Source organism: Paenibacillus sp. FSL L8-0663 (assembly GCF_038008125.1).
In the GTDB taxonomy this organism is placed as follows: domain Bacteria; phylum Bacillota; class Bacilli; order Paenibacillales; family Paenibacillaceae; genus Paenibacillus; species Paenibacillus polymyxa_D.
The window spans coordinates 4,280,684-4,294,130 of sequence record NZ_JBBOYM010000001.1 but is presented as its reverse complement, the minus strand read 5'-3'; the positions used below and the strand labels follow the sequence as shown (position 1 = coordinate 4,294,130).

The 13,447-nt window shown below is 46.4% G+C and carries 12 protein-coding genes, 1 rRNA gene and 1 other annotated feature; all 13 genes read left to right on the top strand.

Annotation, left to right across the window (positions count from 1 at the left end):
• Positions 1-21: 21 nt before the first annotated feature.
• Positions 22-1,206: an Rne/Rng family ribonuclease gene (locus MKY75_RS18865; RefSeq protein ID WP_029518425.1), complete on the top strand. Its 1,185-nt coding sequence runs from the start codon at positions 22-24 to the stop codon at positions 1,204-1,206.
• Between the two features lie 98 nt (positions 1,207-1,304).
• Positions 1,305-1,392, top strand: a sequence feature (ribosomal protein L21 leader region).
• Between the two features lie 13 nt (positions 1,393-1,405).
• Positions 1,406-1,717 (top strand): 50S ribosomal protein L21, encoded by a 312-nt coding sequence (rplU, locus tag MKY75_RS18860; protein WP_013311592.1) that lies wholly within the window; start codon positions 1,406-1,408, stop codon positions 1,715-1,717.
• A gap of 13 nt (positions 1,718-1,730) precedes the next feature.
• A complete protein-coding gene (locus tag MKY75_RS18855; protein ID WP_013311591.1) occupies positions 1,731-2,069 on the top strand; it encodes a ribosomal-processing cysteine protease Prp in 339 nt (112 codons plus the stop codon).
• A 5-nt stretch (positions 2,070-2,074) separates the two neighbouring features.
• Positions 2,075-2,392, top strand: coding sequence for a 50S ribosomal protein L27 (rpmA, locus tag MKY75_RS18850; protein ID WP_039272574.1), 318 nt, complete (start codon positions 2,075-2,077; stop codon positions 2,390-2,392).
• A 146-nt stretch (positions 2,393-2,538) separates the two neighbouring features.
• The gene (locus MKY75_RS18845; RefSeq protein WP_029518427.1) at positions 2,539-3,276 is read left to right on the top strand and encodes a Spo0B domain-containing protein; all 738 of its coding nucleotides are present in this window, start codon (positions 2,539-2,541) and stop codon (positions 3,274-3,276) included.
• Between the two features lie 13 nt (positions 3,277-3,289).
• Positions 3,290-4,600, top strand: a complete 1,311-nt coding sequence (gene obgE, locus MKY75_RS18840) for a GTPase ObgE (protein ID WP_029518428.1) — start codon at positions 3,290-3,292, stop codon at positions 4,598-4,600.
• A gap of 157 nt (positions 4,601-4,757) precedes the next feature.
• The gene (locus tag MKY75_RS18835; protein WP_013311587.1) at positions 4,758-5,195 is read left to right on the top strand and encodes an ACT domain-containing protein; all 438 of its coding nucleotides are present in this window, start codon (positions 4,758-4,760) and stop codon (positions 5,193-5,195) included.
• Between the two features lie 43 nt (positions 5,196-5,238).
• Positions 5,239-6,525, top strand: coding sequence for a homoserine dehydrogenase (locus tag MKY75_RS18830; RefSeq protein ID WP_029518429.1), 1,287 nt, complete (start codon positions 5,239-5,241; stop codon positions 6,523-6,525).
• Positions 6,526-6,552: 27 nt separating this feature from the next.
• Positions 6,553-7,521, top strand: a complete 969-nt coding sequence (thrB, locus tag MKY75_RS18825) for a homoserine kinase (RefSeq protein WP_165148813.1) — start codon at positions 6,553-6,555, stop codon at positions 7,519-7,521.
• Positions 7,518-8,417, top strand: coding sequence for a prephenate dehydratase (pheA, locus tag MKY75_RS18820; RefSeq protein WP_029518431.1), 900 nt, complete (start codon positions 7,518-7,520; stop codon positions 8,415-8,417). Before thrB ends, pheA begins: the two co-directional genes overlap by 4 nt.
• Before the next feature lie 17 nt (positions 8,418-8,434).
• Positions 8,435-9,319, top strand: coding sequence for a branched-chain-amino-acid transaminase (gene ilvE / locus MKY75_RS18815; protein WP_165148833.1), 885 nt, complete (start codon positions 8,435-8,437; stop codon positions 9,317-9,319).
• A 159-nt stretch (positions 9,320-9,478) separates the two neighbouring features.
• On the top strand, positions 9,479-11,149 hold the full coding sequence (locus MKY75_RS18810; protein ID WP_340886237.1) for a LysM peptidoglycan-binding domain-containing protein: 1,671 nt from the start codon (positions 9,479-9,481) through the stop codon (positions 11,147-11,149).
• Positions 11,150-11,648: 499 nt separating this feature from the next.
• A 16S ribosomal RNA gene (locus tag MKY75_RS18805) occupies positions 11,649-13,204 on the top strand.
• Positions 13,205-13,447: the final 243 nt, after the last annotated feature.

Genomic DNA, 13,447 nt, shown 5'->3' with positions numbered 1-13,447 from the left:
ATCCAGAGAGGTTGAAAAACCATGAAGCAAATGATTGTACAATGCCAGCAGCAGATGACCCAAATGGCGCTGTTGGAAGAGGGACGATTGGTTGAATATGCGGCTGAACTACCGCGAAAACGGGGGATTCTAGGTTCTTTTTTCAAAGCGAGGGTGGTCAATGTGCTACCAGGTATGCAAGCCGCCTTTGTTGACATTGGACAGCGAAAGAATGCCTTTTTGTACGTAGATGACGTACTTCACGCTCATTTGGACAAGCAGCCGGAGGTAAAGCCATCCATTTCTGAAGTGTTAAAGGTGGGGCAGGAAATTGTAGTACAGGTATTAAAAGAGGCAGTTGGTAGCAAAGGAGCCAGGGTCACCACTCATTTTTCACTTCCGGGTCGCTGGATCGTATATATGCCCCGTGCTGATTATGTGGCCGTATCCAAGAAGATCGAACGTGAGGGCGAGCGCACCCGTTTGAAAGCAATGGGAGAGCAGCTACGCACAAGTGAGGAAGGACTCATAATCCGTACCGTTTCGGAGGACATGAGTATAGAGGCGATTGAAAATGATCTGAATCAACTACGTAAGCAGTGGGCGGCTATTCAGCGTAAAGCTGGTGAACACTCGGCTCCGTGCGAATTACACCGGGATTTAAGTATTGTTCAGCGATTGATTCGGGATGTGTTTACACCTGAACAGGATGAACTGGTTATTGACAGTGAAGAGCAAGCAAAGGATGCAGAAATCATGCTGCAACAGATTGGTCCTGCGAAAGCTCATGTAAGTATATTTCGTGGTGCAGAAGAAACGATTTTTAAAGCTTATGGCATTCATGAGCAGCTGGAACGCGATTTTGCGCGAAAGGTATGGCTGCAGGGCGGTGGATACATTGTCATTGATCATACGGAGGCACTAACCGTCATTGATGTGAATACCGGGAAGTTTACGGGAGGCAGTAATCTGGAAGAAACGGTAACCCGGACTAACATTGAAGCAGCTGAAGAGATTGCCCGCCTGGTACGTGTGCGTGATATTGGTGGTATCATCATCATTGATTTTATTGACATGGAACAAGAGGAGAACCGTCGGGAAGTATCCTCTGTGCTGGAAGCAAGATTGAAGAAGGATCGGACCAAATCTTATGTTGTCGGTTGGACGCGGTTAGGTTTGCTGGAAATGACCCGCAAAAAAGTGCGTGAAGAAAAGACGCTCGTGTAGAGCGATGCGTAACCCAAAATCATTTTAAAACTAAAGGTTGAATGTGTATAAAGCTTGTGCTACAATCATTTAGTATGTGTGATGCGTAAGATTGGCTGCACATGCTGTAACCGCTCCAATCAGGTACTGAAGTGCAGTATCCTAAGGGAATCTGCCACCTGCTATTAGGCGAGTCTGAGACATAAGGAGGTGCAAGCAAATGTACGCAATTATCGAAACAGGTGGTAAGCAATACAAAGTTCAAGAGGGCGACGTATTGTTCATCGAGAAGTTGGAAGCTAATGATGGTGAAACTGTAACGTTCGATCGTGTTCTGGCAGTGTCCGGCGACAATGGCTTGACAGCAGGTACACCGCTTCTTTCTGGAGCTTCTGTAACAGCTAAAGTTGAGAAGCATGGTCAAGGTCAAAAGGTCATCGTATACAAATACAAACCTAAAAAGAACTACCATGTGAAGCAAGGTCATCGTCAACCGTACACGAAAGTGACGATTGAAAAAATCCAAGCGTAAGAGGGTGCGATAAGTGATTATCGTGCGTATTACACGACTGGAGGATGGCAGCATACAGGGGTTTTCCGTTAAAGGACATGCAAATTTCGCTAAATCTGGCGAGGATATCGTATGTGCTGGCGTTTCGGCGGTAACAGTAGGAACTGTCAATTCGATTGGAGCTCTTACGGACGTTGAGATGGAAACGGAAATGGAAAACGGCTTTTTAAGCGCGTATCTTTCTCCTGAAAGTTATCATGATGCGAACGCACAGGTTCAACTGTTGCTGGAGTCCATGGTGATTATGCTGACAAGCATTGCTGAATCATACGGTAAGTATATTCAAATAGAAAATAATCAAAGAAGGAGGTAGACATCATGTTGAAATTGACATTGGATCTTCAATTATTCGCATCGAAAAAAGGTGTAGGTTCCACAAAAAACGGACGTGACAGTAAATCGAAACGTCTTGGAGTGAAACGTGCTGACGGTCAAGCAGTTACCGGCGGTAGCATCCTGGTTCGTCAACGCGGAACGAAAATTCACCCGGGCACGAACGTGGGCATCGGTAAGGACGACACCCTGTTCGCGAAAGTGGACGGCGTTGTGAAGTTCGAACGTTGGGGCCGTGATCGCAAAAAGGTGAGCATCTACCCGATCGACGTTGCTCCAGTAGCAGCTACTGTAGAAGCTTAATAGCGGCTTAGACACGCTGAAAAGCCTCCGGCACTTTTGTCGGAGGCTTTTTTGCATGATGGTAATGAACTGGAAAGTTAGTCTGTGCTATACTGGATTAAGGTTCTTTAATAATCCATTTAATTATCGCAGAACGGAGAGAAGCCATGTTCCAGCGGATAAGAGCGCCTTATCTGGCGTTGGGTTCCATTCTGATTCCTTTGGTTTTTTCACTGCTCTATCCCGAAGTATTAACGATTATCTTATTAGCAGTATGGTCTGTAGTTGCTGCATGTTTTGGTATGTGGTATACGAATAGACAGGTTGAGTATGAGCGGAAAGCTGCTTTGCGTTCTTTTGAGCGTACAGCGATTGCAATGCTTAACCATCATCGGCATGACTGGATGAATGACTTGCAGGTGCTTTATGGATATATTCGCATGAATAAGCATGATAAATCTGTTGCTTATGTGGAAACAATAAAAGGGCGCGTGGCGGAAGACAGTAAAATATCTAAGTTGGGTATTCCCTCACTGGTGTTTTATTTACAGTCTTTTCGCGTGAACGCCGGTAATTTACAGTTGTCGGTACAGGTTGAGGAGCAGTTAAAGTTAGACGCTGTCATGTCTCCCGAAGACGGCGAGTCGCTTGCCTCGGCCGTCATAGAAACGGTGCGTGCGTATCAATATGGCGGGGGCCGGTCGTCCTGGGGAGAAGTGCGCAGATTGACACTTTATTTCGGTATGGATCAGAATGATGTTATCGTCCGTTTTGAAGGAAGTGACATACCTGCGGATTTGAATATCCTTAAGCGGGTCAGATCCGTACCCGGAAGTGAACGCATTCGAACAGAGAAGCTCCCTACGGGCGAAATGTTTCAAATTCGGATGCAGTGCCAGACATAAGGAAGGTGTAACCATGTTTGTAGATAAAGCGAAGATTTTTGTTAAAGGCGGAGACGGCGGAGACGGATTAATTGCGTTTCGTCGTGAGAAATACGTTCCTGAAGGTGGCCCAGGTGGTGGTGACGGAGGGAACGGTGGAGATGTAATTTTCCGTGTAGATGAGGGTTTGCGTACCTTGATGGATTTTCGGTACCAACGACATTTTAAAGCCCAGCGTGGAGTGAAAGGTCGTAACAAAAGTCAACACGGAGCCAATGCGGAGCACATGATCGTACGTATACCGCCGGGAACGGTCATCATAGATGATGATACTGGTGAAGTAGTAGCAGATATGACACGTCATGGTCAACAAGTCGTCGTAGCTAAAGGAGGACGCGGAGGGCGCGGGAACATCCGTTTTGCTACGCCGAGTAATCCAGCGCCTGAGTTGGCTGAGAACGGTGCAGAGGGACAAGAACGTTATATCACGCTTGAGTTAAAAGTAATGGCTGATGTAGGCTTGGTCGGGTTTCCTAGTGTTGGGAAGTCTACCTTGTTGTCGGTTGTATCTTCCGCAAAACCGAAAATTGGGGCCTACCACTTTACAACGATTACTCCGAATTTGGGTGTTGTGGATGTGGGTGATCATCGTAATTTTGTGATGGCGGATTTGCCTGGTTTAATTGAAGGGGCTCATGAAGGTATTGGGCTGGGACATGAATTTCTGCGGCACATTGAGCGGACGCGTATTATTATCCATGTCGTGGATATGGCGGGCTCCGAAGGACGTGACCCGTTTGAAGATTGGACTAAAATTAACGACGAATTGAAGCAATATAATTCAGCATTGGCTGAGCGTCCGCAAATTGTGGCGGCCAATAAAATGGATATGCCGGAAGCTGAAGAAAACCTGGCTCACTTCAAAGAGCAGATTGCTTCTATACGTCCTGATCTTGAAATCATGCCTATTTCCTCACTGACACGTCAAGGTGTGAAGGAACTGCTCTACCGGGCTGCTGATTTGCTGGATCAAATACCGGACGAGCCGGTTGTTGAGGAAGTAGCAGAAGTTAATGAACGTAAGGTATTTAAGCTGGATACAGCAGAAGACGAGGGCTTTACAATTGTACGTGAAAACGATACATTCGTGGTGCAGAGCCCTAAAATTGAGCGCATGATGAAGCGCATGCAGTTGAACTCGCATGATGCCATTTTGAAATTAGCAAGAACGTTACGCCACATGGGTGTGGATGCTGAGTTACGCAAGCGTGGCGCCAAAGATGGTACATCTGTACGCATTGCTGATTTCGAGTTCGAATTTGTTGAAGGCAGCAGCTACTACTAAATTTCAAATAAAGGTCTAAAACCTGAACGGTTACTGTACTATAGGAAACTCTATAGAAGGCAGTAGCCGTTTTTTGCATTGTTTGCTTGCCGATTTTCATGAGTTTCGATATAATGTCCTCTATACAAAAACATAAGTCTTTGAGGAGAGGACGTTCTTGAAAGAGCGCTATTACTTGGTACGGGAAGATATTTTGCCTGAAGCTATTGTTAAGACCATACAGGTGAAACTGCTGCTGGCTTCAGGAGATGTTAAAACCGTGCATGATGCCGTGGAGCAAGTTGGGCTAAGCCGAAGCGCCTTTTATAAATATAAGGATGGCATACATTTGGTTAACCAGCTGGAGCGTGAGCGAATTGTTAATATCTCTATTGATTTGGAACATCAATCCGGAATGTTGTCCAGGGTACTTGGCAGAGTGGCAGATTTCGGAGGCAATGTGCTGACGATTCAGCAAAGTATTCCACTGCAAGGCAGAGCCAACGTAGTCATCTCGGTAGAAATGTCCAGACTCAGTGAAGAGTTGGGTGTTCTACTGGAGGGCTTGGAAGATATCTCTGGAGTCAAACGTGTTCGCCTGATTGGGCAAGGTTAAGGCAATACAGTTCATTAGATAAAAGTTATCAGGAGGGGAATGGATGAAACCGGTCAAAGTAGGATTGTTAGGTTTGGGGACGGTAGGAACGGGGGTCGTTCGAATCGTAGAAGGCAATCAGGAAGACTTGAGCAGACAAGTCGGTTCACCGATCATCATTGAAAAAATAGCTGTAAAAAACATAGAAAAATATCGTTCCATTGAAGTGGAGACGAGCAAACTTACTGAGGACCCATGGGAAGTTATTCGGGACCCTGAAATTGATGTAATTATCGAAGTCATGGGCGGCGTTGATCAGACGAAGGAGTACATTCTTGAAGCGCTGGAGCGGGGTAAACACATCGTAACGGCAAATAAGGACTTAATGGCTTTGCACGGTTCTGAAGTATTAGCAAAGGCGCAGGAAAAGCAGTGTGATATTTTTTATGAAGCGAGTGTAGCGGGTGGTATCCCGATCATTCGTACACTAATTGAAGGTTTCTCCTCCGACCGCATTACCCGCATTATGGGGATTGTGAACGGTACGACAAACTTTATTTTAACCAAAATGAGTCAGGAAGGGGCCTCGTACGAGGAAGTTCTCAAGGAAGCACAGGAGCTTGGGTATGCTGAATCCGATCCGACCTCAGATGTGGAAGGACTGGATGCAGCCCGTAAAATGGCAATTCTCGGCACGCTGGGTTTCCGCTCTAATGTAGAGCTCAAGGATGTAAGTGTCAGCGGCATTTCAAAGGTAACCAGTGAAGATATTGCTTTTGCTAAAAAACTAGGATATGAAATGAAATTGCTAGGCATTGCAGAGCGCCAGGGTGATGAATTTACGATTAACGTTCAGCCGACCATGGTACGCAAGCAACATCCATTGGCTTCGGTGAACGGGGTATTCAACGCGGTGTATGTGCATGGTGAAGCAGTGGGTGAAACCATGTTTTATGGTGCGGGTGCAGGTGAAATGCCGACGGCAACATCAGTTGTAGCCGATTTAGTTGCTGTAGTGAAAAATCTCAAACTTGGTGTCAATGGGCTTAAAGCCATCGTTCCTTACAACCCTAAAAAAATTAGTAACGACGAAGATGTGTATTTCAAAAACTTCGTGCTTCTGCATGTGGATGATAAAGCAGGGGTGTTGGCACGGATTACGCAAGTATTTGCTGAATTTGATGTCAGTCTGGCATCTGTTGTGCAGCAACCGAATGAGGTTAACCCCGATGCTGAAATTATTATCGTGACTCATTTAGCCAGTAAAGCAAGTATGAAAAAGGTTTTGGAGCATTTTGAAACTTTGGACGTCATCCGTCGCATCAAGAGCGTATATCGAGTAGAGGGATAGTCAATAAAAGCAGGAGGAATTGTCTGTATGACCGTTTTAAAAACAGCAAGAGTGCGTGTGCCCGCGAGTACGGCCAACTTGGGTCCGGGCTTTGATACATTGGGCATGGCGTTGTCCTTATATGCATGGATTGAAATGAAGGAGGCCGAACAGACGGCTTTTCATTTATACGGAGATGAAATGAATGGTGTTCCCCAAGATAAAACTAATCTGATTTTCAAGGTAGCACAAATGGTTTTTCGGGAAGCGGGTGTATCAGTTCCTGAGCTCGATATTTCGATGTACTCAGATATTCCACTCACTCGTGGTTTGGGCAGCAGTGCTTCCGCCATTGTGGGCGCCTTGGTCGCTGCAAATACGTTGATTGGCTCGCCTCTGCCGGATTCCAAGTTGTTCGATATGGCAAGCGCCATTGAAAAACATCCGGATAATGTTGGAGCTTCTCTGTTTGGCGGTATTATTACAGCGATGTGGGACGGTGAGCGTGCTAGGCATTTACGACTTGAACCGGATACCAATCTGGAGGTTATGGTAGTTATTCCAGATTTTCAGCTGTCCACGTCGAAAGCCAGAGAGGTTCTACCCGCACAAGTATCATTGAAGGATGCTGTATATAATATAAGTCATGCTTCCATGTTGGTAGCAGCATTGGCATCAGGGCGAACCGACTTAATCGCTGAAGCGATGCGTGATCAGCTTCATCAGCCTTACCGCGCGGCACTTGTGCCAGGTATGACAGAGATCTTGCAGGATGCGCACCATTATGGTGCTTTGGGTGTGGCTCTAAGTGGGGCTGGACCAACGTTGCTGGCATTGACAGATCGGCGGGAAAATCGGAAAGCAGAGCTGGAGCAGTATTTAACGGATACCATGAACAAAGAGGGGATCACTGCTTCTGTTTTAAAATTGCGCCCTGAGAATGAAGGAGTTAAAGTATATACAGAAGGGAATACTCTCCCTTTTATGGATATGATTAAAGGGGAACTTACGATATGAAACGAATTGCACTTCTTCCTGAGGGGACTGTTTCTCATGAAGCGATTAAGTATTTGTTAGGAGATACGTCCCATGAATTACTTTTTTACAAACATATCGCGGACGTATTTCAGGCAGTAGACAAGGGTCAGGCAGACTATAGTGTAATTCCCATTGAAAATACGATTGATGGCTCTGTAAGTTTGCATATGGATTGGCTTGTACATGAAGTAGACATTCAAATGCAGGCGGAATGGGTATATCCTTCAATTCAAAATCTTATTGGTCATCGCAGTGAATTTACGAAGGATTTGGACAAGCTAGATTTGAGCAAAGTGGTCAAAATTATGTCTCATCCTGTGGCGCTTCCCCAGTGTAAAGAATTCATACAGGCTTCCGCTCCTCAGGCCGAGTTGGAGAGTGCAGGAAGTACGGCGGAAGCCGTCGAAATTGTTAAACATAACCCCGGTAAAGGCTGGACCGCTCTCGGAACCAAGCTTGCGGCTGCCAAACACGGATTGGATATTTTGGCCAGCAAAGTGACGGATCACGATAACAACTTTACCCGCTTTGTCTTGATCGGTCATCAACCTATAAGTCTCCCGGGTACGCCTGAAGGTCAGCGAACCAGTATTTTGGTCACGCCGCCGCAGGATTTCCCGGGAGCGCTGCATCAGGTTTTATCCGCATTTGCATGGCGCAGGTTAAATCTGTCCCGTATTGAATCGCGTCCAACCAAAAAGCAATTGGGGAATTATTATTTTTACATTGAAGTTTTGGAATCTCTGCATTCCGTGCTACTTCCGGCAGCCTTTGCAGAGATCGAGGCTTTGGGGTGCCATGTACGTGTTCTTGGCTCTTATCCAAGCTACAAGTATGTTGAAGCAGCGATCGAACCTATTTTAAAGGAACATTAATCGGAGGTGTGATTTTAATGGCAGAACAATGGATCTATCTGGATGGGCAGCATGTGACTAAGGAAAACGCAAAGGTTTCCGTATATGATCATGGATTCTTGTACGGAGACGGTATATTTGAAGGCATTCGTATTTATAACGGGAATATTTTTAAATGTAAGGAGCACTTGGAGCGCCTGTATGATTCTGCGAAATCCATTCAATTAAACATTCCGTTGTCTTCTGATGAAATGTTGGAAGCAATGGCTGAAACGATTCGTCTTAACGAAATGCGTAACGGATATATCCGTCTAGTTGTATCCCGAGGTGCAGGAAATCTAGGTTTAGACCCTCTTCGTTGTGCGAAGGCGAGTGTCATCATTATCGTGGAGCAGCTCGCCATTTACCCAGAAGAAGCTTACTTGACTGGCCTGAAGACAATTTCTGTCTCTCAGCGTCGCAACATCCCGGATGCTTTGAATCCGAAGATTAAATCATTGAACTATCTCAACAATATCCTCGTGAAGATCCAGTCTAACTATGCTGGTGTAGGTGAGGCTATTATGCTCAATTCCCAAGGATATGTGACGGAAGGCTCTGCAGACAACATTTTCATTGTCAAAAACGGAGTGTTGTATACACCTCCTTGCTATTTGGGAGCGCTTGAAGGAATTACTCGTAATGCTATTATCGATTTGTGTGCTAAGCTTGGGTACTCCCTTAAGGAACAACCTTTTACACTGCATGATGTATATGTTGCGGACGAGGTGTTTTTTACAGGAACTGCGGCAGAAGTTATTGCAGCTTATGAGGTGGATGGTCGTACGATCGGCTCCGGCGTTGCTGGCCCAGTGACTTTGGAGCTCCTGACTGAATTCCGGAAGATCGTGGATCAGGATGGCTACAAAGTGTGGCAGGACTAAAATAAAACCGAATCCTTTTAACTGAATGCTCGCGAGAGTATTTAGTTAAAAGGATTTTTTTGTTTGTATGGGGTCATTCGCCCGGGAGGTGCATAGGATGTAATAACAGAAGCCGGGCGTTTATCCCGCCCGAACGAAAGTCTAGGAGGTTTGTGACCTGTGAAAATACACATCGTCAAAAAAGGTGACACTCTGTACTTGCTGGCACAGAAGTATAATGTGACGCTGGAGAAAGTTATTGCCGCCAATCCCCAATTGGCAGACCCTAATCAGTTGAGTATCGGCGAGAAAATTAAAATTCCAACAGAGCCTGTCACGATGGAAACACAGCCGTCAACGGTATATCAACACAAGGTTAAGCAAGGAGATTCATTGTGGAAGTTGTCTAAGGCGTGGAATGTACCGCTCAAGCTAATTATTGATGCCAATTCCCAGCTTAAAAACCCGAACGCACTACTGGTTGGAGAAACAGTTAATATTCCACACTACAAAGAAGAGAATTCTGATTTTACTGAGAATAAAAAAAATACCGCAGTCAAAGAAGAGATGACACAGCCTAAACCTGAATCCCCCACTAAGCAAGAACTTACCCAGCCCAAGGCAGAGATGACACAGCCTGAGCCGGAGAATATGCCTAGCCCTAAAGAGGAGATGACACAGCCGAAAGAAACAGTGAATCCTCCTAAGCTTCCTGAATTAAAACTGCCTGAAGTTCCTATGGCACCCGTAAATCCCGCTCCACCTCAAATGCAGCCCATAGTTACACCACCTGCTCCACCTCAAATGCAGCCCATAGTTACACCACCTGCTCCACCTCAAATGCAGCCCATAGTTACACCACCTGCTCCACCTCAAATGCAACCTATAGTCACCCAACCGATTGCATCTAAGCCACAGCTTCCTACAACTGTTGTGAAGCAACCTGTAGCTGAAAAGTTTTGCGGCTGCACAAAATCGGAGCCGATGGTAAATTCCGAGTGGTCGATACAACAGCCGACATCTGATTATAGCCCACAAATAAATGCAATGCCGAACTCGTGGTATCCGGGGATTGGGTCTCCTCAAGCGCCTATAAATACCTCCTTAGCAGAATATGCCTCTCCTACTGTAGTTTCTGATCAGGGCTATCATCATGACTGTGAGCATCCATGGTGCTGGGGACCTGTGCAGACACCAATTATAAATGCCTATCCAACTCCTTATCCTGCCTATTCAGATTGCTGCGCCCCCGGATATTATCCGAGCCATGAAGCGTCTGAAAATGCATCCTATCCTGTCTATCCTCCATTTATCCATCAAGGGCATCCGCCGCAGTATTCAGAGAGTACAGTCCAGAGCAGTCAATGGAGCCAGGCATGGGGAGGACCTCCATATGGTTTGCCTGCGGCTGGACACGTATCCGACTATAGCCAACTACAAGGGCAACAATCTGCGAATTCCCCTTATCATCCGTTTGCGCATGGGAATGCACCTATGTATCCATTAGAGGGATATACAACACCCTATATGTTTATGCCAGACTGTGGATGCCGGGAAGAGAACGTCCAGTCGGCACCAGCAATTCCAGGAACGCAGGAGGTAGGTAACAATCTGACTATAGCATCCCAAAATGAAATTGATTCTTCTTCTAAAACAAAGGATCGTAGCGTGAGTAAAGGTAAATCAAAAGACAGCTCTGGCAGCACATCCAAAGAAGAGACGTCCAAAGTCAAGGTTTCCAGTAAAAATGCTACTCATAAGAAGCAAAAATCCCGTAATTCAACTGGAGGAGAAACTCGTTCCTCATCCTATAGTGCTCGTTCGCGTAAAAATCCATGGATTAGGGACTGACGTGGCTAAAAGTAAAAAGTAAAAGAAGAGAGACTCCTAGTAGTGCCCCGGCTTTATTAGTCATTAAGAGAAAGAAATGAATGTTAAAGAGACTGTTATTCTGCTTGAGGGAATAATGGTCTCTTTATTTAAATGCAGTGATTTTAAAGATGAGAAAATAATTTTTTAAAAAAGGTGTTGCTACTAAGCTTATATATGTGGTATATTCTTATAGCTGTCTTTTACAAGATAGTTAGCAACACGAAAACAAAGCAGAGTTGATTATAAAATTCTCTTAAAAAAAGTGTTGCAAAGACGCGGAAAACATGATATATTATTTAAGTCGCCGCAGAGATGCGGTGGTGAAACAAAGTGAGATATGATGTAGGTTTGATCTTTGAAAACTGAACAACGAGTGAGTAAAACGATTTTGTTCGCAAAATCAAACAAGAGATATTTTTATCTCGTCAGTTTCAACATGAGCTTATCGCTCTTTCTATAAACCAACTTCGGTTGGTCTTTAATGGAGAGTTTGATCCTGGCTCAGGACGAACGCTGGCGGCGTGCCTAATACATGCAAGTCGAGCGGGGTTGTGTAGAAGCTTGCTTCTACACAACCTAGCGGCGGACGGGTGAGTAACACGTAGGCAACCTGCCCACAAGACAGGGATAACTACCGGAAACGGTAGCTAATACCCGATACATCCTTTTCCTGCATGGGCGAAGGAGGAAAGACGGAGCAATCTGTCACTTGTGGATGGGCCTGCGGCGCATTAGCTAGTTGGTGGGGTAATGGCCTACCAAGGCGACGATGCGTAGCCGACCTGAGAGGGTGATCGGCCACACTGGGACTGAGACACGGCCCAGACTCCTACGGGAGGCAGCAGTAGGGAATCTTCCGCAATGGGCGAAAGCCTGACGGAGCAACGCCGCGTGAGTGATGAAGGTTTTCGGATCGTAAAGCTCTGTTGCCAGGGAAGAACGTCTTGTAGAGTAACTGCTACAAGAGTGACGGTACCTGAGAAGAAAGCCCCGGCTAACTACGTGCCAGCAGCCGCGGTAATACGTAGGGGGCAAGCGTTGTCCGGAATTATTGGGCGTAAAGCGCGCGCAGGCGGCTCTTTAAGTCTGGTGTTTAATCCCGAGGCTCAACTTCGGGTCGCACTGGAAACTGGGGAGCTTGAGTGCAGAAGAGGAGAGTGGAATTCCACGTGTAGCGGTGAAATGCGTAGAGATGTGGAGGAACACCAGTGGCGAAGGCGACTCTCTGGGCTGTAACTGACGCTGAGGCGCGAAAGCGTGGGGAGCAAACAGGATTAGATACCCTGGTAGTCCACGCCGTAAACGATGAATGCTAGGTGTTAGGGGTTTCGATACCCTTGGTGCCGAAGTTAACACATTAAGCATTCCGCCTGGGGAGTACGGTCGCAAGACTGAAACTCAAAGGAATTGACGGGGACCCGCACAAGCAGTGGAGTATGTGGTTTAATTCGAAGCAACGCGAAGAACCTTACCAGGTCTTGACATCCCTCTGACCGCTGTAGAGATATGGCTTTCCTTCGGGACAGAGGAGACAGGTGGTGCATGGTTGTCGTCAGCTCGTGTCGTGAGATGTTGGGTTAAGTCCCGCAACGAGCGCAACCCTTATGCTTAGTTGCCAGCAGGTCAAGCTGGGCACTCTAAGCAGACTGCCGGTGACAAACCGGAGGAAGGTGGGGATGACGTCAAATCATCATGCCCCTTATGACCTGGGCTACACACGTACTACAATGGCCGGTACAACGGGAAGCGAAGCCGCGAGGTGGAGCCAATCCTAGAAAAGCCGGTCTCAGTTCGGATTGTAGGCTGCAACTCGCCTACATGAAGTCGGAATTGCTAGTAATCGCGGATCAGCATGCCGCGGTGAATACGTTCCCGGGTCTTGTACACACCGCCCGTCACACCACGAGAGTTTACAACACCCGAAGTCGGTGGGGTAACCCGCAAGGGAGCCAGCCGCCGAAGGTGGGGTAGATGATTGGGGTGAAGTCGTAACAAGGTAGCCGTATCGGAAGGTGCGGCTGGATCACCTCCTTTCTATGGAGAATCGTTTCCTGCAACGGAAACATTCAATTTTGAAGCATTAGCTTCAAAACTCAGGTTTAGGCCTGTTACTCACTCGTTGCTCAGTTTTGAGAGCTCAAACTCTCAAGCTTCGACGAATACTTCATTCACACATTCGTGTGGAACCGAAATATTCATCGGGTTTCGCTTCGATGAAGCGAATTGCACCTTGAAAACTGGATACCGAAACGAAATTGCGTTTTAGAATATTCCTTT